This is a genomic window from Oerskovia gallyi (assembly GCF_014836745.1).
GTDB classification, from domain to species: domain Bacteria; phylum Actinomycetota; class Actinomycetes; order Actinomycetales; family Cellulomonadaceae; genus Oerskovia; species Oerskovia paurometabola.
The window spans coordinates 67,541-93,232 of the sequence record NZ_JACSQE010000001.1 but is presented as its reverse complement, the minus strand read 5'-3'; the positions used below and the strand labels follow the sequence as shown (position 1 = coordinate 93,232).

The window sequence follows — 25,692 nt, the reverse complement described above, 5'->3', positions numbered from 1 at the left end:
GCCGTGACGTCAGGGTTCGCGGTGCTGCTGCGCGGCGTCAACGTGGGCGGCGGCCGCAAGGTCCCGTCGGCGGACCTGCGCGAGATCGCGCAGGACGCCGGCTTCGCGGGGGCACGCACGCTCCTCGCGAGCGGGAACCTGGTCGTGGGGGCGGGGGGGGCGTCCGGCGCCACGGGGCCCGACGACGTCACCCGCCTCGTGCGCAGCGGCCTCGCCGACCGCCTGGGCCTGGACGTCGACGTGCTCACGCTGACCGGCGCGGACCTGGCGGCCGCGATCGCCGCGAACCCGTTCGACGACGCCGCGCGCGAGGACCCGTCCCACCTGCTCCTGACGTTCCATCCGCACGCGCCCGCTCCCGACCGGATCGAGGCCTTCGACCCCGCCCGCTACGGCATCACGCACATGGCATGGTCTGGCCCCGTGAGCTACACGTGGTTCCAGGGCGGGGTCGGCACGTCGAAGCTCACGCCCGCCGTCCTGCTCAGGACCCTCGGCGTGTGGGGCACGGCGAGGAACTGGAACACCGTGACCAGGCTGGCCGCGCTCGTGGACGAGACGGGCTGACCGCGGCTCTCAGGCGCGACGCCCGACGCCGATCGCCCCGGCCCCGACACCGTCGGCCACGAGGCGCCAGTGCTGGACGGCGCCCTCGTCGCGCACGACGACGCCGATCGCGGCGAGATCCTCCCGCACGTCCCGGGCGTGCGCCTCCTTGCCGGCCTCGAGGAGCCCCGCCCGCGCACGGAGCAGCGCGTCCGCCCCGGCGGGCAGCGTCTCGTCGCCGGTCTCCCAGCGGCGGTACGCGGCACGGAAGGGGTCCCCGCCCTCACGCCAGGGCCAGCCGTGGCCCGTGAACGCCGCCGCGACGTGCCGGGTCGGCAGGTCCGCAGGCCACCGGTGGAGCTCGCTGCCACCACGCAGCAGCACGATCACCGCACCCTCGACGAACACGTCGGTCACCTCGGTGCGGCCGACCGTCTCGAGCGTGTCCTTGTTCTTGAACCCCGCCCCCGTGACCGTGACCGCGATCCGGCCCATGTTCTCCACCAGGTGCTGCGCGAAGCACGCCCCGACGACCGCGCCCGCGGCACCGAGGCCCACGAGGGTCCATGCGCCCCACACGTCGGCCAGGGCGTCGACGGAGCGAGCCAGTCCCTGCCACGGGACCCACGGCAGGCCCGCCATCCAGGCGGCGAGCCAGCGCAGGCCGACGCCAGCCGCAGCGCCGAGGACCGGCAGGACGAGCCGGAGGAAACGGGTCTCGCCGGAGGAGGCCCCGACGACCGTCTCCGTGGGGTCGTGGGAGCCGGCGTCCGTGGTCAAGGATTCGTGGATCTTCTCGTGCACCCCGTCATGCTCGCGTGCACCGAGTGCCCGAGACATCCCCCTTTCGGCGGACTTCCGGCCCGTCGAGGTCCTCCTTCCGGCGGGCCGCCGACCCAGGGCTCCGCCTGCCGGGCCGACCGCCCGGTAGGATGGCAGGCTGGTGTGCCGGGAAGTCTGGTCGGCGTGACGTCGACGACCCCTCAACCACAGGAGACCTGTGAGCACGCACGAGCAGCACACCCCCACCCCGGACGAGACCCCCCGGGGAGACCCGGCCCTCCCCACGGGAGCGACGCCGTCGGGCGCCCTGCCCCTCGTGACGACCCAGCGGCCGAGCGCCGGGCGCCGCTGGAAGCGCTGGGTCACCCGGGAGACCACGGGCGGTGCGCTCCTCATCGGTGCCGCGATCCTCGCGCTGCTGTGGGCCAACTCGCCCTGGCGCGCGGCGTACTTCGACCTCGCGGCCTTCACGGTCGGTCCCGAGGCGTTGCACCTGGACCTGTCGCTGTCGACGTGGGCCGCCGACGGCCTGCTCGCGATCTTCTTCTTCGTCGTGGGCGTCGAGCTCAAGCAGGAGTTCGTCGCCGGATCGCTGCGCAACCCGCGCGAGGCCGGGGTGCCCATGCTCGCGGCCGTGGGTGGCATGGTCGTGCCCGCGATCCTCTACGTCACGGTCGCCCTGTGGGGCGGCGGTGCGGACGCCGTGCACGGCTGGGCCATCCCGACCGCGACCGACATCGCGTTCGCGCTCGCGGTCCTCGCGGTCTTCGGCCGCGGCCTACCGACGGCGATCCGCACCTTCCTGCTGACGCTCGCCGTGGTCGACGACCTGCTCGCGATCGTCGTCATCGCCGTCTTCTACACCGAGACCCTGCACTGGGCGCCGCTCGGCCTCGCCCTCGTGGGCGTCGCGCTGTTCGCGTTCCTCGTGCGCCGCCGCCGCACGCACTGGTGGCTCCTGCTGCCGCTCGCCCTCGTCGTGTGGGCGCTCGTCCACGCGTCCGGCATCCACGCGACCGTCGCGGGCGTCCTGCTCGGCTTCATGGTCCCCGCCCTCGCGATCCACGGCGAGAAGACCTCCCGGACCCACCAGTACGAGCACCGCATCAGGCCGATCTCCGCAGGGATCGCGCTGCCGATCTTCGCGTTCTTCGCCGCAGGTGTCTCGCTCGTCGACGGCGGCGGGGTCGGCGAGATGATCGGCCAGCCGGTCGCGATCGGCATCATCGTCGGGCTCGTGGTCGGCAAGGGGATCGGCGTCCTGGGCGTCACGGCGCTCGTCACGAAGCTCACGCCGCTGCGCCTCGCGCCCGGCATCGGCGTCCGCGACCTGCTGCCCGTGGGCCTGCTCGCGGGCATCGGCTTCACGGTCTCGCTGCTCATCGCCGAGCTGTCCTTCCCCGACTCCGAGCACACCGAGTCGGCCAAGGCCGCGGTGCTCCTCGCCTCGGTCGCCTCGGCGCTCCTCGCGGCCGCCGCGCTGCGCTGGGACGCCCGGCGCAAGCGCTCCGACGACATGAACGAGGACGGCCTGCCCGACGGGATCTCGACGTACATCGGCGACGCCGCGGACGACGAGCGTTGACCCGGCAGCTCTGCACCGGCACCCGCCCGGCGGAGACCTGCTGACGCCCGGGGCAACTGCATTGAGAGAGCATGCGCGACTCTCTGACCTCGACCGACGACCGCACCTGCGTAGCCGGGTGCGACGAGAACCGGTGCCGGTGCGAGACACCGCCTGACGTCCGGCGCCCCCGAGGTCGGCGGACCGTCGGGACCCGGCTCCTCGGCGTAGCGCTCGTCGCGGCCCTGGCGAGCGGGACGGCCGCGATCCCCGGCGACGCACCGAACCCCGTGGCCGGCGCCTCGGCCGCCGCGACCGGCGACACCGAGCGCGCGAGCGCCCAGGAGAAGGCGGCCCGGTTCGTCGAGCGCGCGACCCGCACGGTCGAACGGGCCGCGGGAAAGGTCGACGAGGGTCTGCGCAGCGCGCTGCTCCGCGCGATCGACGAGGTCGGCGTGCAGGCCGAGAGCACCGCTCGTACGCCGAGCCCCCTCCTCGCCCGGGGCCTCGCGCGTCTTCGCAACGCCGTCGAGCATGCCGAGGGCCTCGACGCCCAGGTGCGTCTGGCGACCGCGAGCTACGAGTTCGAGCAGTCACGGGCTGCCGCGGCGCAGAAGGCGGCCGCCGAGCAGGCGGCAGCGGAACAGGCCGCCGCAGAGCAGGCCGCAGCGGAGCAGGCGGCCGCAGAACAAGCGGCAGCAGAGCAGGCCGCTGCGGAACAGGCCGCCGCCGAGCGGGCCGCCTCCGAGAAGGCAGCAGCAGACCGAGCGGCCGCGGACAAGGCGGCCGCAGCCCCGCAGGCTGCCACCTCCTCGCCGTCGCAGGCGGCCCCCGCGCAGTCGATCCAGGAGGTCGGCGAATCGACCCTGCGCAGCCTCCCCGGCAACGGCGGCGTCTCCCTCTCGTGGGACGACCCGGGCCTGTCCGGCCACCTCGGTGGCGTGTGGAAGGGCAACACCTCGACGATCCTCGTCAACGCCTCGCGCCTGGCCGGGCAACCGGCCAAGACGAAGGACGTCATCCGGCACGAGATGGCCCACATCTACCAGGGGCGCCTCATGGCCGCGCACGGCTTGTCGTGGTCGCAGATCGACGGTCTGCTCGCGGGCGCCTACGGCTCCAACGCGAGCGAGAAGGTCGCGGACTGCGTCGCGATCCGCTTCGGCGCGTCCTGGGTCAACTACACGAGCGACTGCTCGGGAGCGGACAAGCAGGCGTGGGTCGACGCGTTCATCGGGGGCTACCTGCCCTGAGCGTCACGAGCGACCCACCGCGCTCTCGGTGGCGCGATCCTGCCAGCCCCGTACGATCGCACCCGTGACGCCAGACGCCCCGCGCCAGTCAGAGACCGCCCCGACCACCGGGACCGCGACGGCTGCGGAGCACCTGCCCCGACGCGGAGCGCAGGCCGCGCCGGAGACCCCCGACACGGTGACCCGTGCGGACGCGCCCCGAAACGGTGACCGACCGGCGCGCCCACCGCTGCGCCGTCGAGCGTGGGCATGGCTCCAGCACTACGCGCGCCGCTTCTCGACGACCGGCCTCGTCCTCGCCCTCCTGTTCTTCTGCTACTCGCTCACGCCCTCGCTCATCCCCCGTGCCTGGTACTACCAGGCGCTCATCACGGGCATGAGCATGGTCGGCGGGTACGGGATCGGGGCGTTCGTCGAGTGGTTCGCCCTCAAGGTCGGGCTGCGGATCCGCTGGAGCCCACGCGTGAGCCGCATCGCGTGGTGGGTGCTCGGCGCCGCGACACTCGTCCTGGTGCCCCTCTTCCTCGTCCTGGGGGCCCGGTGGCAGCACGAGCTGCGCGCCCTGTTCGGCATGCCCGAGCAGGCACCCGCCAACGACGTCGCGACCGTGTTCGTGGCCCTGCTCATCGCGATCGCCGTCCTGCAGCTCGGCCGAGCGCTGCGTCGCGTCGCCCAGTGGGTGAGCCTGCTCGTCGACAACATCATGCCGAAGCCGGTCGCGCGCTTCCTCAGCGGCGTGATCGTCGCGGTCGTCGTGGTCCTGCTGTTCAACGGCGTGATCTGGGCCGGCGTGCTGCACATGCTCAACAACGTCTACGCGAGCGCCAACGAGCAGATCGACCCCAAGCTCTCCCCGCCCACCGAGCCCGAGCGGTCGGGCTCGGCGGAGTCCGGCTCGTCGTGGGAGTCGCTCGGCGCCGAGGGACGACGCTTCGTGGCGCTCGGCCCGACCCAGGCCGAGCTCACCGAGTTCGCAGCAGGTGGAGACGTGGTCGACCCGGCGGACGTCCAGGTGCCGATCCGCGTCTATGCGGGTCTCGACCCTGCGGGAGACCTCGACGCGACCGCGCAGCGCGTGGTCGACGAGCTCGACCGCACGAACGCGTGGGACCGGTCCGTCCTGGTCGTCGCCACCACGACGGGAACGGGCTGGGTGGACCCGGGCATGAGCAACTCGCTCGAGCTCATGCACGGCGGCGACACCGCGATCGCCTCGATGCAGTACTCCTACCTGCCGAGCTGGATCAGCTTCGTGGGTGACCGCAGCACCCCGCCGGACGCGGGCAAGGCCCTCTACGAGGCCGTGTACGAGGCCTGGTCGCAGCAGCCCGAGGACTCGCGGCCGAAGCTCATGGCGTTCGGGATCTCGCTCGGCTCGTTCGGCGCGCAGGGCGCGTTCAGCGGCCTCCAGGACATGACGACCCGCACCGACGGCGCCATGTTCGTGGGCACGCCCAACTTCACGCCCAACTGGACGTACTTCACGACGAACCGCGACCCGGGCTCGCTCGAGTACTCGCCCGTGTACGGGGACGGGCGTCAGATCCGCTGGGGCACCGAGGTCTCGAGCGCCGCGAACGTCTGGTCCGTGCCCGGCACGTGGGAGACCCCGCGCGTCGTCTACGTCCAGCACGCGTCCGACGGCGTCACGTGGTGGTCGCCCACGACCCTGTGGTCCGAGCCCGACTGGATGCGCGAGCCCCGCGGCCCCGACGTGCTCGACGCCGTGCAGTGGCGACCCTTCGTCACGTTCTGGCAGCTCACGGGCGACCTGTTCGTCGCGGCTGCCTCCGACATCCCCGCAGGTCACGGGCACGTGTACTACCTCGAGTACGCCGACGGCTGGTCGGCGCTCAACGCGCCCGGCGGCTGGGACGAGGCCGACACCGCACGGCTCAAGGAACAGATGCTCACCAAGCAGCCCGCGGCGTCGAGCTCGACGGGCTGAGCCGCCCTCCCTGCTGCCCGACGGCGGGGCGCACCTTCCGCGTGAAGGCGCGCCCCGCCGTCGGGCGGACGAGCGGGACGGCTACCAGGCCTGGGTGCCCGCGGCGTCCAACGCCGAGAGCCGGCCCCACGCACGGTGCAGGCCGACGGCGTCGACGAGGTCGTCGAGCAGGCCGTCCGACAGCTCGTCGGCCGTGAGAACTCCTTCGGCCTCGGTGTCGATCCCGGCCGCGACCAGGACGTCGACGCCGTCGCCCCAGGCCGCGATCGCCTTGCCGTGGCGGAAGGCCTCCTCCAGCACGGTCCGCGTCCGCGGGTGGGTCCCGAGCGCAGACCCGGCCATGCCGTCCGCGACCACGACCGCGTCGAGCTCGATCGAGCGGACGGTCGCCGCGGTGCGGTCGACCTTCTGCTCGTCGGCCCCCGAGCCCACCACGCCACCGCGTGCGGCGACGACCTTGACGAGCGCCTGCTCGGCGCCGATCCGCTCCCGGACCGCACGAAGGCCGTCGACCAGGTCCTCGCCGACGAACACGCCGACGTTCCTCCCCGCGATCGGGCCGGGGACGTCGCTGACCTCCGAGATCGCGGCAGACCGCGTGATGCCGTCGGACTCCCCCGCCCCCGGCCCTTCTCCCGCGCCGTCACGACCGTCGCCGGGCTCGCCCTCGGGGACCGGCAGGCCCAGGCCCGCCGCGACACGCGCGACCAGGTCGGCGTCGATCTTCGCCAGGGCGCGCAGCTGGTGCACGCGCACCTGCTCGTCCTGGCACTTGCCGAGCTCGAAGGTGTAGGCCGCCACGGTCTGGGTCTGCTCGATGGGCGTGAGCGAGTTCCAGAACATCCGGGGCTGCGTGAAGTGGTCGGCGAACGACACCGGGTTCTCCCGGACCTTCTCGCCCGACACCGGGGTCGGCAGCGTCACGTAGACGCCCGGGTCGCTCACGGGACACACGGCCGGGAGGCCGTCCGCCATCGTGTTCGGCTGGTACGTCCCCAACCCCTCGTGCACCGCCGTCTGGTGCATCCCGTCGCGCAGCATGTCGTCGACCGGGGCGTGCGGGCGGTTGATCGGGAGCTGCGCGAAGTTCGGTCCGCCCAGGCGGCTGAGCTGCGTGTCCAGGTAGGAGAACAGGCGCCCCTGGAGCAGAGGGTCGTTCGTGATCTGGATCCCGGGCACCAGGTGGCCCGGGTGGAACGCCACCTGCTCGGTCTCGGCGAAGTAGTTCGACGGGTTCGCCGTGAGCCGCAGCCGGCCCACCTTCTGCACCGGGCACAGCTCCTCGGGCACGATCTTCGTCGGGTCGAGGAGGTCGATGCCCATGAACATCTCGTCCGGGGTGTCCGGCATGACCTGCAGCCCCAGCTCCCACTCGGGGAACGCGCCCGCCTCGATCGCGTCGGCCAGGTCACGACGGTGGAAGTCGGGGTCGAAGCCCGCCGCGAGCTGCGCCTCCTCCCAGACCATGTTGTGCACGCCCGCCACGGGCTTCCAGTGGAGCTTGACCAGCGAGGTCTCGCCCGCTGCGTTCTCCATGCGGAAGGTGTGGACGCCGAACCCCTCGGTCGTCCGGTAGGACGCCGCGAGCCCCCGCGGCGACATGACCCACATGGTCGTGTGCTGGGCCTCGGTGTGCCGGGACACGAAGTCCCAGAACGTGTCGTGCGCGCTCTGCGCCTGCGGGATCTCACGGTCCGGGTGCGGCTTGACCGCATGAATCAGGTCCGGGAACTTGATCGCGTCCTGGACGAAGAACACCGGGATCACGTTGCCGACCAGGTCGTACACACCCTCGTCGGTGTAGAACTTGGTCGAGAAGCCCCGGACGTCGCGCACGGTGTCCGCCGAGCCCCTCGACCCCGCGACGGTCGAGAAGCGGACGAAGACCTCGGTCTCCTTGCCCTCCTGCGACAGGAAGCCCGCCTTGGTGATCGCGGACGCGTTGCCGTACGAGGTGAAGACACCGTGGGCGGCCGCGCCCCGCGCGTGCACGACCCGCTCCGGGATCCGCTCGTGGTCGAAGTGCGTGATCTTCTCGCGCAGGTGGTGGTCCTCGAGCAGGACCGGGCCGCGCGGTCCGGCCTTGAGCGAATGGTCGGTGTCGTGGACCCGCAGCCCCTGGGCCGTCGTCAGCCGGTCGCCCTGCTGGGCGCGGGGGTCCGGGTCCTTCTGGTCGGCGGGCACGCCCGTGGGGCTCACGTCCGCCGGGGGCTCCTGGTCGGGGGTTCGTCGCGCGCTCATGGGTGATCCCTTCGGTCGGGGTGTCGGTGGTCGGTCCGGTGGCGCCTCCGGTCGCTCGTGGCGTCCGGAGCCTGCGGACCCGCCACCGTAGGCACGGCCCGGGACGGCTCGCACGCGCTCGCCCCGCCCGGTGCCGACGCTCGACGGCGGCAGGAGCACCTGCCGGAGTCCGGGTTCACCGGGTTGCGGGCCCGTCCTCCGCCGCTGCTAGGGTCGACGCATGAGCAGCTCGTCGACCGTCATGATGCGCCCCACCCGGGGCCCTTCGTGATGCGCTGACGCGCTCCACCACCCAAGGCCTCGCCGCAGCGAGGCCTTTCGTGTGTCCGGGCCTGGTGCGGTCGAGGCGCCACCGCACCCGTCGAGGGTGCCCGTCGTCCCCGAGAGGACTCCCGCCATGACCGCCCAGACCTCCCCAGCCGGCGCGCCCGCCCGGCCCACCTTCTACGTCACGACCGCCATCCCCTACGTCAACGGCGACCCGCACCTCGGCCACGCGCTCGAGCTCGTCCAGACCGACGTCCTGGCCCGGCACGCCCGCCTGCGCGGACGCCCGACCCGCTTCCTCACGGGCACCGACGACCACGCCCTCAAGAACGTCAGCGCCGCCCGCGCGGCGGATCGCGAGGTCGGGGCGTTCGTCGCCGAGCACGTCGAGGACTTCCGCGCGCTGCGCCCGGCGCTGTCCCTGTCCACGGACGACTTCCTGTCGACGTCGACCGACCCCCGGCACCGCCCCGGCGTCGAGGCGCTGTGGCGGCGCTGCGCCGAGGCGGGGGACTTCTACCGGCGTTCCTACGAGGGCCTGTACTGCGCGGGCTGCGAGCAGTTCTACTCCCCCGACGAGCTCGACGCGTCGGGCCGCTGCCCCGAGCACCTGCCGCTGCCCGAGCGGGTGGTCGAGGAGAACTGGTTCTTCCGGCTGTCGCGCCACACCGACGCGATCCGCGAGGTGATCACGTCGGGGCGCGTGCGCATCAACCCGGCCGCCAAGCGCAACGAGGTGCTCGCGTTCCTCGACGCGGGGCTCGAGGACTTCAGCGTCTCGCGTCCCGCGACCCGCTCGGACGGCTGGGGCATCCCGGTCCCCGGGGACCCGTCGCAGGTCGTCTACGTGTGGTGGGACGCGCTGACCAACTACGTCACGGCACTGGGCTACGGTACGGACCCCGCCGTCCCGGGAGCAGCGGACGACTACCGCACCTGGTGGTCCGGCGGCGACGAGCGCGTGCACGTGATCGGCAAGGGCATCACGCGCTTCCACGCGGTCTACTGGCTCGGGCTCCTGCTCTCGGCGGGCGAGCCGCTGCCCACCACGATCCACGTGCACGACTACGTCACGGCCGGTGGCGCCAAGCTCGCCAAGTCGGCGGGCACCGCGGTGCACCCCGTCAGGCTCGTGGACGTGTTCGGCACCGACGCCCTGCGGTGGTGGTTCGCGCGCGAGGTCCCGCTCCTGGGCGACGCCGAGTTCACGACCGAGCGACTCGTCGCGCGGCACGACGACGAGCTCGCGCACGGCGTGGGGAACCTGGTCAACCGCACGCTCACGCTCGTGCACCGGTTCCGCGGCGGCGCCGTGCCCGCGATCCCGCGCGCCCGGGCGACGGACCCCGACGAGCTGAGCGCCGCCGTCGGGCAGGTGGGGACGGCCGTGGACGCGGCCCTCGCCGACGCCGACCTGCGAGCCGCGACCAGGGCCGTCCGGCGCGTCGTCGACGCGGCCAACCGGTACGTCAACGCGGAGAAGCCATGGGAGCTCGCGGCCCGCGAGCGCACCGGGAACCAGGACGCGGGCGGGCGCCTCGACCAGGTCCTCGCACGGCTCGTCGAGGCGTGCCGGGTCGTCGCGGTCGAGCTCTCGCCGTTCGTGCCCGACGGCGCCGCGCGCCTGCGCGAGCAGCTCGGCTCCCCGCAGGTCGCCGAGGCCTCCGGACCTGACCGCGTGGGCCACCCGACACCGGTCTTCCCCCGCCTGGGAACTGACCGCTAGCGCAGCGCCGGGGCGTGAGACTCCAGGAAGCGGAACACCTCGGTCTGGTCCACGCCCGGGAACGCCCCGACCGGCATCGCGGCGAGCATGCTCGCGTGCGGGCGCGCGCTCGGCCACGACCGGTCCGCCCAGCGCTCGGTCAGGGCTGCGGGCGGGCGACGGCAGCACGACTCGTCGGGGCAGCGCGAGACCGTGCGCTCGGTCGTCTCGCGCCCGCGGAACCACTTGACGTGCCCGAACGGCACGCCCACGCTCACCGAGAACTGGCCGTCGTCGGAGTCCTGGACCCGCGAGGTGCACCAGTAGGTGCCCGTCGGGGTGTCGGTGTACTGGCTGAACGGGCTCAGCCGGTCCTCGACCGCGAACACCGTGCGCGCGGTCCAGTTGCGGCACACGTACTGCCCCTCGACGGCCCCGAGGGGGTCCGCGGGGAAGCGCACGCCGTCGTTCTCGTACGCCTTGTGGATGATCCCCGACTCGTGGATCTTCATGAAGTGCACGGGCACGCCGAGGTGGGTCGTGGCGAGGTTCGTGAACCGGTGGGCCGCGGTCTCGTACGACACCGAGAACGCGTCGCGGAGGTCCTCGACCGAGATCTCGCGTGCGTCCTTGGCCTCCTTGAGGAGCTTGACGGCGTCGCGCTCGGGCAGCAGGAGCGCGGCCGACAGGTAGTTGGCCTCGACGCGCTGGCGCAGGAACTCGCCGTAGTCGCGCGGCTCGTGGTGGCCCAGCACGTGCGACGCGAGCGCCTGGAGCAGGGCCGAGCGCGGGTCGCTCGACGCGCGCGTGCCCGTGCTCGGCAGGTACACGCGGTGGTGCCGCAGGTCGATGACCGAGCGGGTCGAGTGCGGCAGGTCGTGCACGTAGTGCAGCGAGAACCCCAGGTGCGTCGCGAGGTCAGCGGCCACGCGCTGCGACATGGGACCGCGCGCGTGCCCGACGCCGTCGAGCAGCTCGCGCGCGGTCGTCTCGAGCTCGGGGAAGTGGTTGTCCTGGGCGCGCATGGTCGCGCGGAGCTCGGTGTTCGCGCGGCGGGCCTCCTCGGGGGTCGCGGCCCGCTCGGTGTGCAGGCGCTCGAGCTCGCGCTGGAGGCCGACGATCGCCTCGAGGGCGTCGCTCGGGAGCGACTTGCCGACCCGCACCGCGCCGAGCCCGAGCGAGGCGAACAGCGGGCCGCGCTGGGCACGTTCGAGCTCGATCTCAAGGGCTGCGCGGCGCGTGGGCGGCTCGGCCGAGAGCAGGTCCTCGACGCTCGCGCCGAGCGCCCGGGCGATGGCCTGGAGCTGGGAGAACTTGGGCTCGCGGCGCCCGTTCTCGATCACGGAGACCTGCGAGGGCGCCCGGCCGATCGCGGCCCCGAGCTCGTCGAGGGTCATGCCCCGCTCGGTCCGCAGGTGCCGGACGCGACGGCCGATCGTCAGGGCGTCGGCCTCGTCCTCGACGGGCATCGCGGCGCCCGGCGGCGCCCCGCCGTGGTGTCCGAGGAACTTCTGTGCTGACTGCGCGTCAGATGCCATGACTGAGGGTGACACACGCCACTCCTTGCGCACAACAGAAGAAGTGCATTTCTTCTGCCGAAGAAGTCCTTGTGGACCCCTTGCGCGGCGAAGGAAGGTCGTTCCACGGCCACCGCTCATCCGGGCGGCGAGCCGGAACGAGTACCACCGCACGCAACGAAGCTCTGGAGGCACCCCGTGACCACCCCGCCCATCATCAGCCGCCGCTCCGAGAACGAGTACGCCACGCCCCGGGCGTCCGCGACCTCCCGGACCGAGGACGTCACGGCCTCCGTCGCACCGTCCGGCCACGCCACCGGGCACGCACCTTCACGGCCCGGCGACCAGCGCCAGACCGCCGCCGACCTCGCCCTGTCCTGGGCGACCGACCCCCGCTGGTCCGACGTGCAGCGCGACTACACGGCCGAGGACGTCGTCGCCCTGCGCGGCTCGGTGCGCGAGGAGCGGACCCTGGCCCGCCGCGGCGCCGAGAAGCTGTGGGACCTCATCCACACCGAGGAGTGGGTCGCCGCGCTCGGCGCCATGACCGGCAACCAGGCCGTGCAGCAGGTCCGCGCGGGCCTCAAGGCCATCTACCTGTCGGGCTGGCAGGTCGCGGCCGACGCCAACCTGTCGGGCCAGACGTACCCCGACCAGTCGCTCTACCCCGCGAACTCGGTGCCGGCCGTCGTGCGCCGCATCAACAACGCGCTGCTGCGCGCCGACCAGATCGAGACCTCAGAGCGGTCCGGATCGCCCGCCGGGCAGACGCCCGAGCGCGACTGGATCGCCCCCATCGTCGCCGACGCCGAGGCCGGCTTCGGCGGTCCCCTCAACGCCTACGAGCTCATGCACTCGATGATCGAGGCAGGGGCCGCAGGCGTGCACTGGGAGGACCAGCTCGCGTCCGAGAAGAAGTGCGGCCACCTGGGCGGCAAGGTCCTCGTCCCGACCGCGCAGCACATCCGCACCCTCAACGCGGCCCGCCTCGCCGCGGACGTCGCCGGGGTCCCGACCGTCATCATCGCCCGCACCGACGCGCTCGCCGCCGACCTCATCACATCCGACGTCGACCCGCGCGACCAGGAGTTCCTCACGGGCGAGCGCACGGCCGAGGGCTTCTACCGGACGCGTCCTGGCATCGACACGGTCATCTCGCGCGGCCTGGCCTACGCCCCCTACGCCGACCTCATCTGGGTCGAGACGGGAGAGCCCGACCTCGAGCTGGCCCGCCGGTTCGCCGAGGTCGTCCACGCGCAGTACCCCGACAAGAAGCTCGCGTACAACTGCTCGCCGTCGTTCAACTGGAAGAAGCACCTCGACGACGCCCAGATCGCGAGCTTCCAGAAGGAGCTCGCCGCGATGGGCTACGCGTTCCAGTTCATCACCCTGGCCGGCTTCCACGCCGTGTCCCACTCCATGTTCGAGCTCGCCCGCGGCTACAACGACCGCGCGATGAGCGCCTACGTCGAGCTCCAGGAGGCCGAGTTCGCCTCCGAGTCCGACGGCTACACGGCCACCCGCCACCAGCGGGAGGTCGGCACCGGCTACTTCGACCGCGTCGCCACGGCTCTCAACCCCGACAGCGCCACCCTCGCGCTCGCCGGGTCCACCGAGACCGCCCAGTTCCACTAAGCCCCGCCCCGCCTCGCCGAGGTGGAGGTCCCGCGTCGGGGTAGAGGGCTCCCTCTACCCCGACGACTCCCCTCCGCCTCGCGGCACAGACCATCGGAGCCAGCCATGCCCAGCACCGCCAGCACGCTCAGCACCCACTCCTCCGGCCCGACGACGTCACGCACCTCGTCCGGTCAGCACCCCGGCCCCCAGCCGGGCCACCACGACGGGCGAGTCGACAGCCCTACCCGCGCGACGCCGTCGGGCACCCTGGACGTCACCGGGCCCCTCGGCGAGCGCTACCGCGAGATCCTGACCCCGGGCGCCCTCGACTTCCTCACCGCGCTGCACGACCGCTTCCTGGCCGCCCGCCACGGGCTGCTCATGGACCGCCAGCAGCGCCGCCAGGACGTGGCCGACGGGATCGACCCCGACTTCCGCGCCGCGACCCGGCCCGTGCGCGACGACCCGTCGTGGCAGGTCGCCGGCTCGCACGGCGCCCCCGGGCTCGAGGACCGCCGCGTCGAGATCACCGGACCCACCGACCCGAAGATGGCGATCAACGCCCTCAACTCGGGCGCCAAGGTGTGGCTCGCCGACCAGGAGGACGCGTCGTCGCCCACGTGGCGCAACGTGATCGAGGGCCAGCTCGCGCTCCACGACGCGATCCGCGGCACGCTCGCGTTCACCTCTCCCGAGGGCAAGGAGTACGCGCTGCGCTCGACCGAGCTGACCGACCTGCCGACCATCGTGTTCCGGCCCCGCGGCTGGCACCTCATCGAGAAGCACCTGCGCTACGTCGACCGCGCGGGCGTGGCGGTCTCGGCGTCGGCGTCGCTCGTGGACTTCGGGCTGTACTTCTTCCACAACGCGCGCGAGCTCGTCGAGCGCGGCCGCGGACCGTACTTCTACCTGCCCAAGCTCGAGGGCTACCGCGAGGCGCGCGTCTGGAACGACGTGTTCGTGTTCGCGCAGGAGTACCTGGGGATCGAGCAGGGCACGATCCGCGCGACCGTGCTCGTCGAGACCCTGCCCGCCGCGTTCGAGATGGAGGAGATCCTGCACGAGCTGCGCGACCACTGCGCGGGGCTCAACGCGGGCCGCTGGGACTACCTGTTCTCCGTCATCAAGTCGTTCCGCACGCGCGGCGACCAGTACGTCCTGCCCGACCGCTCGCAGGTGCCCATGACCGCCCCGTTCATGCGGGCCTACACCGAGCTCCTCGTCGCGACGTGCCACCGGCGCGGGGCGCACGCGATCGGCGGCATGAGCGCGTTCATCCCCGACCGCCGCCGCCCGGACGTGACCGAGAAGGCGTTCGAGCAGGTGCGTGCGGACAAGCGTCGCGAGGCCGGCGACGGGTTCGACGGCACCTGGGTCGCGCACCCCGACCTCATCCCCGCGGCGCGCGCCGAGTTCGACGCCGTGCTGGGCGACCGGCCGCACCAGGTCTCGCGCCTGCGCGACGACGTGAGCGTGGGGCAGCACGAGCTGCTCGACATCGGGTCGGTGCGCCGTGCGGGCGCGACGGTCACCGCGGCCGGGCTGCGGTCCAACGTCTCGGTCGGCGTCCGGTACATCGAGTCGTGGCTGCGCGGCGTGGGCGCCGCGGCGATCGACCACCTCATGGAGGACGCCGCGACGGCCGAGATCTCCCGCTCGCAGGTGTGGCAGTGGATCGCGTCCGGGACGCGCACCGACAACGGCGTGCCCATCACGCGGGCCCGCGTCGAGGCGCTGCTCGCCGAGGTCGTCGACGACCTGCCGCGCGGCGAGGGCAACCGGGTCGACGACGCCGCGCACGTGTTCCGCGCCGTCGCCCTCGCCGAGGACTTCCCGACGTTCCTGACCATCGGGGCGTACTCGCAGTTCCTGGTCGGGTCGCCCGTGGACGGGCCGCGAGCAGGCTGACCACCTCTCGCAGCCCGGCATCGGCTGGCTGTCTGGCTGGCTGGCCGGCCGGTGCCGAGAACGGGGTTGAGGTCGTCATCGAGGGGATGACGACCTCAACCCCGTTCTCGCGCTCCGGGTTCGCCTGACGGGTACGTGATGCGCACGGTCGGGGTTTCGTCTATGCGGCGCCCGCCGGCCGGGGCGTCCTGCGCCCGGACACCCGCACGGCCGCCCTCCCCCAACCCCACGACGAGCTCGGTCACGAACGTGAGCACGATCAGCGGGAGCAGGAGCGGCAACGCGACGAGACCGGTCCCGACCGCGCCGAGCATGCTGCCGACCGCCGCAGGCACCCAGCGCTCGGCACGGCCCTGGCGACTCTCGACCCCGGCCCACGTCGCCTGGGCGAGCAGCACGACCAGCGCGACCGCGGTCACGACCAGTGCACCCACGAGCCAGGGCCCGGCCGTCCCCCCGGTCAGCGCGCCCGCGACCACCAGGCCGAGCGCGACGAGCCCGGCGACGACCGCGAGCAGGAACACGACCGCGACCGGCAGGCTCCCGAAGATCCGGACCGCAGCCCACATGAGCCACCGCCGGACCGGGCCCGTGCCGGTCTCGCGCAGGGTCTCCCGGAAGAGACGGTCGGCATCGCGTCGCGCGGCCCGCCGACCGCTCGGCGGTACGTCGGAGTCCGCGAGCGCCCGCGACGTCGCATCGTGCAGGATCGCGGGCAGCGTCTGACGCCCGTAGCTCGCGATCACGCCCCACAGCGGCATGGGCACCGACGCGAGGTCGGTCACGAGGCCCGCCGGGACGGTCTGCTCGATCGACGCCCTGCGCCACACAGGGCCGGTCCGGCTCTGCTCGTCGGCGGGACGAGAGGTGTACCCGAACGGGGTGAGGACCTCGAACCAGACCTTCCACCGACCGGACACCGGCAGCTGGCGCAGGTCGACCGTCGCGGCCGGGCCCCAACGGTCCCGGTCCCCGGGCAGCGGCGCGACGAACGGCACGGCGACCCGCCTCAGCCGGCCGGGGCAGGAACCGGGGCCGGCGCGGGCGCGGGAGCTCCGCCGTCGGGGCCCCGCTCGACCGGAACGGCCGCCACCGGCACCTCCTCGTTCGTCACGCCGTACGGCACCAGGACGCTCGCGACCTCGCGCGCCACCGGGTCGAGGTGCCCGCGCTGGTCGTCGAAGAAGATGTGCGGGCGCAGGACCCGCAGCACGCGCCCCTTGTCGGCGCCGCCCATGAAGAACGCGTCGTTGACCGTGACGCCCCACGAGCGCAGCGTGTTCACGGCCCGCTCGTGCGAGGGCGCGCTGCGCGCCGTGACGATCGAGACGCGCACCCGGGGGCGGTACGTCGGGTCCTCGACCACCCGCTCCTCCTCGCGGCGCTGGATCGTGCTCAGCGCCCGCAGGAAGGGCAGGATCGGCCCCGCGTGGTGCTCGGTGACCTTGCGCGCGCTCTCGTACCGGTGGAACTGCTCGAGACCGTCCGACTGGAAGATGCGCTCGGCGCTGTCGTCGGCGAGCACGCCGTCGAAGTCGAAGGCCACGCGCAGGGCGCCGTCGTCGGCCGCGCCGTCCGAGTCCTCGCCCGGGCTCTCACCCGAGGCGACGGGCACACCGGACGTGCGCTCCGCCGTCGGGCCCGCTGCGGCGACGTGCCCGACGGCGGCGCTCCCCAGGACCTGCCCGGCCGGGTGACCCAGCAGGGTCGCCGTCCGGACGTCGCGCGCGTCCCCCGACAGGAAGAGCGAGATGTTGAGCGCCGGGATGTACGCGTACGGCGCGAGGCCCTGCGTGAAGATCGACCGGCTGATCGGCAACCCGTGCGCCGCGACCGAGCTCATGACGCGCAGGCCCGTCGTCGGGTCGTTCTTCGACAGGACGAAGACCTCGACGAGCGGGTCCTGCGCGCTGGGCGACAGGTCGTTGAGGCTCAGGAGGCGCTGGACGAACTCGAACGCGACCCCGGGGCGCAGCGTCCGGTCCAGGTGCTCGTCCTGGTACCCGCGGTACGCGTCGATCCCCTGCTCGTCGAAGACGCGCTGCGAGTCGGACAGGTCGAACAAGGCGCTCGAGGAGACACCGACGACGAGCCGGTGATCGAGGTCGTAGGGCGGCACGGGGCTCCTTCGTCGGGACTGGCGGGTTCGTCGGGAACGGTTCGGCGCCTCAGGACGGCTCGACCGGGCGGCGGACCTGGTCCTGCGGGTGGCGGCGACGGTACCGCACGACGCACTCCTTGCACATGGGCATGGTCGGCAGGCGCGCGGCCTCGCGCGGCGTCATCTCGCCGATCACCTTGGCGCCGCACAGACCCCTGTCCGGGTGCACGATGTGCCCCCACTCCGACTCCCAGCGGTACCCGAACCGGTACGGCGGACGGACCTGGAACTCGCGCACCTGCGGCGCCGAGCGCAACGCCTTGGCCTTGTCGATACCGTCCTCGCCCCCCGTGCCGTACCCCAGGGGCTGGCGCTGGCACACGTGCCGGACCCGGAACGGCATGGTCGGCCTGTACGCGAGCTGCGTACCCGGCACCGCCCCCCGGTTCGACGTCAGGAACCAGCGCACCTCGTCCCCCGCGTGCACGCTGCGGACCTCGTCCAGCGCGAAGGCCCGACGGCGGCCGTCGTAGCACGGCAGCCACTGCACGTCGCCGCCGCACTGCTCGCACCGGCCCAGGCGGACGTCGCTCATGCGGGCAGGCTCGTGGTGTCGACGTGCATGCTGCCTCCGGTGATCGGTACGAGCGGACCGAGGACACCCTACGTCGGCCCAGCCTGCGATCGAGGCCCCTCCGGTCCCCAGGAGAGCGCCGTGGTGGCGGCCGGTCAGGTTCTGACGACGCGGTTGCACCGGCGCCCCGGCCGCCAGCACGTGACGCACCATGAGAGCGGGTGAATTCACCCGGACGGATTCCCTACGATTCGTACGCACATGGGAACATTCGGCGAGCCTCTTGACGATGTCGTGTTCGAGGCACCCATCCGTGCGAAAGGCAGTACCACACCGATGTCCGACGACGGCATCCTCAAGTCCCTCTGGAACCTCGTTCCCAACTTCCCGAACGCCTTGCGAGGCGACACCCATGCTCTGATCGTCGTCATCTTCTTTCTGATGATCGTCGGGATCGCACTCTGGGCCATCTTCTACACGATCAAGGAGTACCGAGCCGCCAAGAGAGCCCTCGCCGCGCTGCGTGACCAGCTCGACGGCGTCTCCTCGGAGAATCTCCTCAACCAGCGCAGCGAGCTGCTCAGGAAGTCCGCGACGGGGACGCCCAAGGTAGTGGGCGAGCTCTGGCGCGAGTTCGACGAGACTCTCGTCGAGCACCACGACCGTGCCCGGGGCCATGACACCCTCCTGAACACGGTCGAGGCCGACCACTACTTCAGCGCCGACCGCATCGCGCCTCGGCTCGTGAGCAACCGGCTCCTCACTGCCGCCCCAGCGGTCCTGACGGCCCTCGGGCTCCTCGGCACGTTCATCGGCCTGGCGACCGGCCTGAACAGCCTCAATCTCGGCGAGAGCGCTACCGTCGAGGAAATGCGGGTCGGTATCGAAGGTCTGATCAAGGGGGCAGGCCTTGGTTTCACCGCCTCCGTCTGGGGCGTCCTGGCCAGCCTCGTCGTCAACATCTGGGAGAAGGTCGCCGAACGTCGCGTCGCCGCCCAGGCCGCAGCGTTCCAGACGAGTATCGACGAGCTCTTCGTCCTGCACTCCCCTGAGCGATCACTGCTGCAGGTCGAGAAGCACACCGACGACTCCGCGATCGCCCTCAACACACTGCACGAGAAGATCGGCTCCCAGCTCCAGGAAGCAGTTTCGGGCATCTCTCAAGAGATGCAGGACGCGTTGATCCGCGCCATCGAGACCTCGATGGCTCCTTCCATGGCCTCCCTCGCCGAGAACACCGCGACCCAGTCCGCTGAGGTCTTCGAGAAGCTCGTCGACAGGTTCGCCGACGCCTTCCAGTCGATCGGGACACGCCAGGCCGAACAGCTGGGAGCCGCCTCCTCGACGCTCGACGCCACGGTGGCCGCGGTTGCCCAACGGGTCGACAGCTCCGTGGCGGGACTCTCGGACGCGTTCGAGTCACTAGGCGCCCGCCAGGCCGAACAGCTCGACGCGGCGTCGGCGACGCTGGACTCGGCGCTCAGCTCGGTCTCGGACAAGGTCGGCGGCGCGATCGTCCTGTTGAAGGAGAGCGCAGCCGCGCAGTCGTCGGCCACGTCAGAGCAAGCCGAGGCTTTCCGCGCGCAGCTCACCGAGCTGTCCGAGCTCACGGCACGCCAGGCTCGCCTGCTCGATGGCTCGCTCACGGCGATAACCTTGGGGCTCGACTCCGCCGCCACGAAGATGGGGGCCGCGACCACATCTCTCGACGCCTCGTCGACCACCCTGCAGGGCACTGCCCAGACCTTCACGCAGACGAGCGCGCGGTTCGAGTCGTCACTGAATGCAGGCGCCCAGGCACTCGAGGGAACGGCCGACGCCCATGCCCGAGCAGCAGCAGCCCTGGAGAGGCACACGGCCGCTCTCGGGGAGGTCAACGCAGCCTCTCTCGACGCGACCGAGCGGCTCAGTCAGGCGGCTCGGGCCGCAGGGTCCACCTTCGACACGATGCGCGCACACCAAGAGGCCTTCCTGATCAGCCTCAAGTCGCAGGTCGACAATCACTCCGCCTCGCTCAAGGACTGGCTCGACCAGTACTCGGACCAGGTCCACCACCAGACCTCCGAGCGGATGAGCGACTGGAACAAGCACACGCACACGTTCTCCTCGCAGATGCTCGAAGCGACCAACGCACTCTCCGAGGTCATCGACGAGATGGGGGTGAAGATCGGTGCGCAGGACGCGGGGAAGAGCTCGCTCTCGTGAAGAGGCGGAGAACCCGTACTGGATCTCCTTCTCGGACCTCATGACGGCTCTCCTGGCCGTCTTCATCCTGGCCGTGGTCGCGCTGGTCCTCCAGCTCACGGAGAAGCAGGAGGCCCTGGCCGCCGAGCAGAGGACGGCACAGGAGCAACGCAGCCTGTTCTCGGACCAGATCACCTCACTGCAGCACGCCGAGGAGGTCAGATCGGACGTGCTGGTCGAGGTGGCCTCGACGCTCCAGGCGCAGGGCATCGACGTCATCGTCAGCCAGGACAACTCCGTCCTGAGCATCCCGACAGCGCTCCTGGGCTTCGACTCGGCCTCGTTCGAGATCCGGCCCGAGCACCGGGACGTCGCCCTCGCGATCGGGGCCGCGATCGACGACTCCCTGCGCCACGACGAGCGCTTCCGCTACCTCGACACGGTGTTCGTCGAGGGACACACCGACAACCAGTCGTTCGACGGGCTCGAGGGCACCGGCAACTGGGGGCTCTCGACGTTCCGCGCCATCTCGCTGTGGCGTCTGTGGGAGACCTCCTTGCCCGACGACGGAGGCCTCGACGACCTGCGCCGAACGGACGGTAGCCCCCTGTTCTCCGTCTCTGGCTACGGCGAGACGCGACCCGCGACGAACGTTCAGGAGACGGACATCGACCGTGCGGCGAACCGCCGCATCGACGTGCGGTTCACGGTGGTCCGTCCGACGGCGGAGAATCTCGCGGAGATCCTCGAGAATGCCGACGCGACCGGCCAGGTGCCCTGACATGGGGACCAGGCCCGAGCTGTTCCTTCCTGGATGGCCCGTCGGGTCCTTCGACTCGTGGGACCGGCTTACGAGCCGTGCCCAGCGCCTCACGGCCCGTGCCGGTACGGGCCTACAGTTCGACCTGCTGCTCGCCGAGGTCCGCCGACTGATCGACTCCGGGCGGATCGATCTGCTCTCCGCACGTCTTCCCGAGCGACGCTTCGCACGCGCCGTCGTGACGGTCTGGTCGGAGGACCGTGAACGTGCCCGCGCGTCGATGACCCCAGCCGTCGTGTCGCTGCTCGTCGACTCACAGACCCCTCGTCCCTCCCGGCTGCTCGTCGCGGCTCTCGCCTCGATGTTCCTGACCCACTTCGACCGCCTCGACTCCTGGTCCCCGGGGCTGTTCGAGGCCACGAGCACGGCCGTGGAACGAGCCGTGACGCAGGTCCCGGTCCGCAGGACTCGCGCGCCGGCACTGCCACCACCGCCTCCACCCCACGGAGGGACTCCCGTCCCGCCACCACCACCACCGCCGAACCCACCCGCGAGCCGCGACATCGTCGACGCCTTCCGGTACAACTCCGAGTTCCTCCTCGATATCGAGGCACCGCGAGCCGTCGCGCAGGGGCTGCGCGCCACAGAGACGGCGCTCGGGGACTGGCTGCGCGTCATCGGTATCAACGGGCACGTCAACGGCCGGTACGGCATCCGCGTCCGTGAAGCCCTCTTCCTCGAGACGATCAGGGCGGCCGACCACACGCGCGCCGAAGGGCTCGGCTTCCTGGCGGAGCTCACGTCGAAGACCGTCGTGGAGTCCCTGGGCGCCGGTGGCACCTACTTCGGGCACCAGATCCTGGTCGCCATGACGGACAAGCCAGACGTCGCGCCGTGCAACGAGTGGCTCGACGCGATCGTGAAGATCGGTGGGGACCCACGACTCCAACGACAGGCGCTGTGGCACAGATGGTGGGAACCGCTGCCGCAGGCTGCCCGCGACAAGGCTGTCCGCTGGATGAGCGTCGAGGACCTGCGGCTCTTCCTCACGGCAGTGGAGAACCACGGACTGATCACCCGGAACGCTGACCTGCAACGCATGTTCCCCGCCCGCAAGACCTTCCTGTGGGGGCTCTACGAGAGTGGCTTGGTGCGCGAGTCTCGCATCTTCCTCGGCAGCGGTGCCAGCGTGTCGGTCAAGCGCCAGCTCGGCGCGCGACGGACGGATGCCACCCACCTCACTCAACGGTCGGACACCGCCATCGTCTTTCTCGACTGCGGGGACTTCCACATCGTCGAGGGCTCCCACAGCTTCAAGCTCTGGGTCTACGCGGGTCGCCCCGTCGCCCGGCTGCTCGACCGGTCGCGGCGGAACTACTCGCCGGACGAACTCATCAAGGACATCCCCGAGCTCCACGCCCAACAGCACCCTGCCGGTCGGCGTGCTCACGTCGGTATCACCCACTACGCCACGACGTGGCAGCACGCTGCCCTGAAGTTCCTGATCGAGACCCTCGGCGCGCCGGTCGACCCCCAGCGCCTGCTGACCCCCGAGGACTACTTGACGCTCAAGCACCGTTTCGGACTTCCTGTCCGAGGCGCGACCCCCCTGAGGAGCTGACATGGGCCTGCGTGACATCCTGCGAGCCCGGCGCATGCGCCCTGATGACGCTGGGTCACCCATGCGGCTCTTCGCCGTGTCGTACGACTCCGACGGCGCCAACTTCGTCACGACGCCCGCGGACCTCGCGCTGCTGCGCCGGGGCGAAGGGCAGCGGTCCGCCCAGGAACAGCACCTGGTCCTCGAGATGCTCGCCGAGCAGGGCGCGGCCTACCCCTTGCCCAACGGCTTCGCGATGCGCTCGGCCGACGTGGCCCGTCTGGGCGACGACGAAGCCGAGGTCCTCGGTCTCCCGCGGCGCCTGCCCGGAACCCTCGAACCGGAGGTGCGTGGCAACACGACGTCTCGGTCGTTCTCGGTCACGCTCCGGGCCCGCATCGGGAGCCACCTGGAGCCGTGCCGCCGCGACGGTCCGGTGCTGACGATCGGTACGGCGACCCGCTACCGACTCTCGCCCCGCGCGCTCAAGGTGATCTGCGCCGTCGAGCACCACGAGGCACTGGCCTTCGAGGACCGCACCGAGGCGAACAACGTCCGTCTCGTCGCCGAGCTCCAGGCCGCCAGGATCTCCCTGCCCGACGACCCGGACCGCGACGAGCCCTTCCCGCTTCCGCTGGGACACCTCACGAGCTGGTCCACCACTGTCCCGGACCGGGTCGGGCTCCTGGTCGACGAGCAGCGCGACGGCTCGTTGCACATCTCTCCCGACCTGGGGCCCGACGTCGACCCGGATCGTTTGGCGAGCAGGTGGCACCAGATCGAGGGCGACCGCCGGGCCGGCGTCCTGCGCGTCGACGAGCAGCTGGTCCTCCTCGACGAGCAGCGCCTCGCAGGCGTGCGGGACGTGCTGGCCACGCCCCGCATCCCGGCAGAGAGGGCACGGGACTTCCTCACGGCGCCGGGTCAGTTCTTCGACCACGAGCTCGTCGACGTCGAGCTGAACTTCGGGGTGCGCGTCGCAGGCGTGGGCATCATCGTCCCGCAGACCTTCGCCGACGCGAGCGAGTCGGGAATCTCGTGGTTCGGGGAGTCGGACGGCGTGCAGCCGGCGAGCATCCTCGCGGGGCTCATCGCCACCCTCCCTCAGCTGGACACGGTCGAGCAGGACGTGCGCGCCGCGCAGGACCAGGGGCGATCCGTCATCGCGGTCGGTGACCAGCTGGTCGACATCAGCGACAGGTCCACGGTCGACAGCGAGCTCGCCACGGCACGTGATCGCCTCCTCGACGAGACACTGATCTCTGAACCGGGCGACGACGCCGAACGGACCGACCTTGAGGACCCGGCGACCCCTCGGACGGTTCAGGTCGGTGTCCACGTCGCGGACGTCCAGGACGTGGGCGAAGCGCTCCGGGCCTCCGCGTCGAGCACACCTCCTGCTCGTCCGGTCGACTACGCGAGCCTCCTGCGCTCGCCGTACCCGCACCAGCGCGAGGGTATCGAGTGGATGGTGCGGCTCATGACCGCGTCTCTCCTCAAGCCCGACGGCGACCCTTCGCGCGTCCAGGGCGCGATCCTCGCGGACGACATGGGCCTGGGCAAGACCTACATGACGCTCGTCGCGCTGCGAGAGTTCCTCGAGGCGCAGCGCGCACGTGGCGGGACGGTGCGCCCGACGCTCGCGGTCCTCCCGGTCTCGCTGATCGAGAACTGGCAGGCGGAGATCGACGCGACCTTCGCGACGAACCCGTTCGAGGACGTCGTAGTGCTCCAGGGCAAGGGCATCACGGCCTTCCAGGAGCTGGGGCGCGGTAAGGAGACCACGGCGAGCGTCGTGAACCTCGACGACCGCGGCATGCTGCGTGCCGACGCGATCCGCTTCTCGCTGAAGATCGGTCCGGAGCACGGCAGGAGTCGCCTCGACATGCCGGGCCGGCTGGTGCTCGCGACGTACGAGACGCTCGCCTCGTACCAGCTCTCGCTGGCTCAGGTCGACTGGGGTGCGGTCGTGTTCGACGAGGCCCAGACCATCAAGAACCCTGACGCGTTGCGTACCCGGGCTGCGAAGGCGCTCAAGGCGCGTTTCATGCTGTTGGCCACGGGAACTCCGGTCGAGAACAAGATGCTCGACTTCTGGTGCCTCATGGACGCCGCCCAGCCGGGACTCCTCGGCTCCTGGGCCGAGTTCCGCACGCAGTGGGTCTCGCGGATGGAGAAGGCTCCGAGCGAGGAGAAGTCCCGGATCGGGCAGGAGCTGCGTGAGCTCGTGGGCCCGTTCATGCTGCGGCGGATCAAGGAGGACCACCTCAAGGACCTGCCTCCTAAGACGGTCTACGGCCCCGAGGGCGGGCCCGCCCAGGTCGCCCGCCCAGAACTCGGCGTCGTCATGCCCGTTCCTCAGCGCGATGCGTACGACGCGGTGCTCGAGGGCTACCGGCGCCACGGCCCGGGGGTCCGCGGGGCGGCGCTCGCGACCGTCCAGGCCCTGCGTGGCGTGAGTCTCCACCCGTCGGCGTCGGGGGACGCGCCTCTGTCGAGCGATCCCGCTGACCTCGCCCTGTCCGCGCGCATGCTCGCGGCGGTCCAGGTCATCGACGAGGTGCGGGCGGTGGACGAGAAGGTCATCGTGTTCGTCATCAACAAGAAGGTCCAGGCTCGCCTCGCCCTGTGGTTGCAGGAGCGCTACCGGCTGCGGGTCCGTGTCGTCAACGGGGACACTGCGGCGGTCGGTGGCGGGGCGACACGCAAGGGGATCATCGGGGAGTTCGAGCAGATCCCGGGATTCAACGTCATCATCATGTCGCCGCTCGCGGTCGGGGTGGGGCTGACGATCGTCGGGGCCAACCACGCGATCCACCTGGAACGGCACTGGAACCCTGCCAAGGAGGCACAGGCCACGGACCGCATCTACCGGATCGGTCAGACCCGGCCCGTCCACGTCTACCTCCCGATGGCCCTCCACCCGGACACGACGTCGTTCGACCTCAACCTGGACCGGTTGCTGCAGCAGAAGTCGACGCTGCGGGACGCGATCGTCGTGCCCGAGGCCGTGGGGGAGCAAGAGGTCGTGGCTGCGCTGGGGCTCACGGACTGAAGGGCCCGCTCCTAGGCCCTTCAGTCCGACGACGGAGCGCACCCGGGCGGATCTCCTTGCCAGGGTGCG

Annotated in this window: 17 protein-coding genes; 11 read left to right on the top strand and 6 right to left on the bottom strand. The window is 71.7% G+C overall.

Annotation, left to right across the window (positions count from 1 at the left end; genetic code table 11):
• Window positions 1-3: 3 nt before the first annotated feature.
• Complete coding sequence (locus tag H9640_RS00375) at window positions 4-567, top strand: DUF1697 domain-containing protein (protein ID WP_191788777.1); 564 nt, start codon at window positions 4-6, stop codon at window positions 565-567.
• Window positions 568-576: 9 nt separating this feature from the next.
• Here H9640_RS00375 and H9640_RS00370 read toward each other — a convergent pair whose 3' ends face one another.
• On the bottom strand, window positions 577-1,350 hold the full coding sequence (locus H9640_RS00370) for a YqeB family protein (RefSeq protein ID WP_191788776.1): 774 nt from the start codon (window positions 1,348-1,350) through the stop codon (window positions 577-579).
• 196 nt (window positions 1,351-1,546) lie between these two features.
• Here H9640_RS00370 and nhaA point away from each other — a divergent pair, with 196 nt between their 5' ends.
• The 3 genes from nhaA (at window position 1,547) to H9640_RS00355 (ending at window position 6,094) form a co-directional block, all read left to right on the top strand.
• A complete protein-coding gene (nhaA, locus tag H9640_RS00365) occupies window positions 1,547-2,914 on the top strand; it encodes a Na+/H+ antiporter NhaA (RefSeq protein WP_318243573.1) in 1,368 nt (455 codons plus the stop codon).
• A gap of 71 nt (window positions 2,915-2,985) precedes the next feature.
• Window positions 2,986-4,146 (top strand): hypothetical protein, encoded by a 1,161-nt coding sequence (locus H9640_RS00360; RefSeq protein ID WP_191788775.1) that lies wholly within the window; start codon window positions 2,986-2,988, stop codon window positions 4,144-4,146.
• A gap of 64 nt (window positions 4,147-4,210) precedes the next feature.
• Complete coding sequence (locus tag H9640_RS00355; RefSeq protein WP_191788774.1) at window positions 4,211-6,094, top strand: alpha/beta hydrolase; 1,884 nt, start codon at window positions 4,211-4,213, stop codon at window positions 6,092-6,094.
• A gap of 81 nt (window positions 6,095-6,175) precedes the next feature.
• Here the strand turns inward: H9640_RS00355 and H9640_RS00350 are convergent, their stop codons facing one another.
• Window positions 6,176-8,335 (bottom strand): catalase, encoded by a 2,160-nt coding sequence (locus H9640_RS00350; RefSeq protein ID WP_191788773.1) that lies wholly within the window; start codon window positions 8,333-8,335, stop codon window positions 6,176-6,178.
• A gap of 397 nt (window positions 8,336-8,732) precedes the next feature.
• On the opposite strand from H9640_RS00350, the gene H9640_RS00345 reads away from it, so the two are divergent.
• Complete coding sequence (locus H9640_RS00345; protein WP_191788772.1) at window positions 8,733-10,328, top strand: methionine--tRNA ligase; 1,596 nt, start codon at window positions 8,733-8,735, stop codon at window positions 10,326-10,328.
• Here the strand turns inward: H9640_RS00345 and H9640_RS00340 are convergent.
• Window positions 10,325-11,776, bottom strand: coding sequence for a helix-turn-helix domain-containing protein (locus H9640_RS00340; protein WP_191789120.1), 1,452 nt, complete (start codon window positions 11,774-11,776; stop codon window positions 10,325-10,327). The two genes, H9640_RS00345 and H9640_RS00340, sit on opposite strands and share 4 nt — an antisense overlap.
• A gap of 420 nt (window positions 11,777-12,196) precedes the next feature.
• On the opposite strand from H9640_RS00340, the gene aceA reads away from it, so the two are divergent.
• Together aceA and aceB are read left to right on the top strand one after the other, a co-directional pair.
• A complete protein-coding gene (gene aceA, locus H9640_RS00335; protein WP_225226523.1) occupies window positions 12,197-13,459 on the top strand; it encodes an isocitrate lyase in 1,263 nt (420 codons plus the stop codon).
• 105 nt (window positions 13,460-13,564) lie between these two features.
• Entirely contained in the window at window positions 13,565-15,349 is a 1,785-nt protein-coding gene (gene aceB, locus H9640_RS00330) for a malate synthase A (RefSeq protein ID WP_191788771.1), read from the top strand.
• A 95-nt stretch (window positions 15,350-15,444) separates the two neighbouring features.
• Here the strand turns inward: aceB and H9640_RS00325 are convergent, their stop codons facing one another.
• The 3 genes from H9640_RS00325 to H9640_RS00315 are packed head-to-tail and all read right to left on the bottom strand — an operon-like array spanning window position 15,445 to window position 18,045.
• Entirely contained in the window at window positions 15,445-16,347 is a 903-nt protein-coding gene (locus H9640_RS00325) for a DUF1353 domain-containing protein (protein ID WP_191788770.1), read from the bottom strand.
• Between the two features lie 11 nt (window positions 16,348-16,358).
• On the bottom strand, window positions 16,359-17,468 hold the full coding sequence (locus H9640_RS00320; RefSeq protein ID WP_191788769.1) for a 5'-nucleotidase: 1,110 nt from the start codon (window positions 17,466-17,468) through the stop codon (window positions 16,359-16,361).
• Window positions 17,469-17,517: 49 nt separating this feature from the next.
• Window positions 17,518-18,045 carry a hypothetical protein gene (locus H9640_RS00315; protein WP_191788768.1) on the bottom strand — a complete coding sequence of 176 codons (528 nt, stop codon included), beginning with the start codon at window positions 18,043-18,045 and terminating at the stop codon, window positions 17,518-17,520.
• A gap of 315 nt (window positions 18,046-18,360) precedes the next feature.
• Here H9640_RS00315 and zorA point away from each other — a divergent pair, with 315 nt between their 5' ends.
• From zorA to H9640_RS00295, 4 genes are all read left to right on the top strand, one after another.
• Window positions 18,361-20,229 carry an anti-phage ZorAB system protein ZorA gene (zorA, locus tag H9640_RS00310; protein WP_191788767.1) on the top strand — a complete coding sequence of 623 codons (1,869 nt, stop codon included), beginning with the start codon at window positions 18,361-18,363 and terminating at the stop codon, window positions 20,227-20,229.
• On the top strand, window positions 20,195-20,989 hold the full coding sequence (locus tag H9640_RS00305) for an OmpA/MotB family protein (RefSeq protein ID WP_318243571.1): 795 nt from the start codon (window positions 20,195-20,197) through the stop codon (window positions 20,987-20,989). The genes zorA and H9640_RS00305 overlap by 35 nt, the downstream gene beginning before the upstream one ends.
• A 1-nt stretch (window position 20,990) precedes the next feature.
• Window positions 20,991-22,589 carry an EH signature domain-containing protein gene (locus tag H9640_RS00300; RefSeq protein ID WP_191788765.1) on the top strand — a complete coding sequence of 533 codons (1,599 nt, stop codon included), beginning with the start codon at window positions 20,991-20,993 and terminating at the stop codon, window positions 22,587-22,589.
• Between the two features lie 61 nt (window positions 22,590-22,650).
• Window positions 22,651-25,623 carry a DEAD/DEAH box helicase gene (locus H9640_RS00295; RefSeq protein ID WP_191788764.1) on the top strand — a complete coding sequence of 991 codons (2,973 nt, stop codon included), beginning with the start codon at window positions 22,651-22,653 and terminating at the stop codon, window positions 25,621-25,623.
• Window positions 25,624-25,692: the final 69 nt, after the last annotated feature.

Coding starts and splice junctions, on each gene's coding strand:
- H9640_RS00350 (WP_191788773.1), bottom strand. CDS start 8,335: ATGAGCGCGCGACGAACCCCCGACCAGGAGCCCCCGGCGGACGTGAGC.
- H9640_RS00360 (WP_191788775.1), top strand. CDS start 2,986: ATGCGCGACTCTCTGACCTCGACCGACGACCGCACCTGCGTAGCCGGG.
- H9640_RS00300 (WP_191788765.1), top strand. CDS start 20,991: ATGGGGACCAGGCCCGAGCTGTTCCTTCCTGGATGGCCCGTCGGGTCC.
- H9640_RS00315 (WP_191788768.1), bottom strand. CDS start 18,045: ATGAGCGACGTCCGCCTGGGCCGGTGCGAGCAGTGCGGCGGCGACGTG.
- aceB (WP_191788771.1), top strand. CDS start 13,565: ATGCCCAGCACCGCCAGCACGCTCAGCACCCACTCCTCCGGCCCGACG.
- H9640_RS00295 (WP_191788764.1), top strand. CDS start 22,651: ATGCGGCTCTTCGCCGTGTCGTACGACTCCGACGGCGCCAACTTCGTC.
- H9640_RS00340 (WP_191789120.1), bottom strand. CDS start 11,776: ATGCCCGTCGAGGACGAGGCCGACGCCCTGACGATCGGCCGTCGCGTC.
- H9640_RS00345 (WP_191788772.1), top strand. CDS start 8,733: ATGACCGCCCAGACCTCCCCAGCCGGCGCGCCCGCCCGGCCCACCTTC.
- zorA (WP_191788767.1), top strand. CDS start 18,361: ATGTCCGACGACGGCATCCTCAAGTCCCTCTGGAACCTCGTTCCCAAC.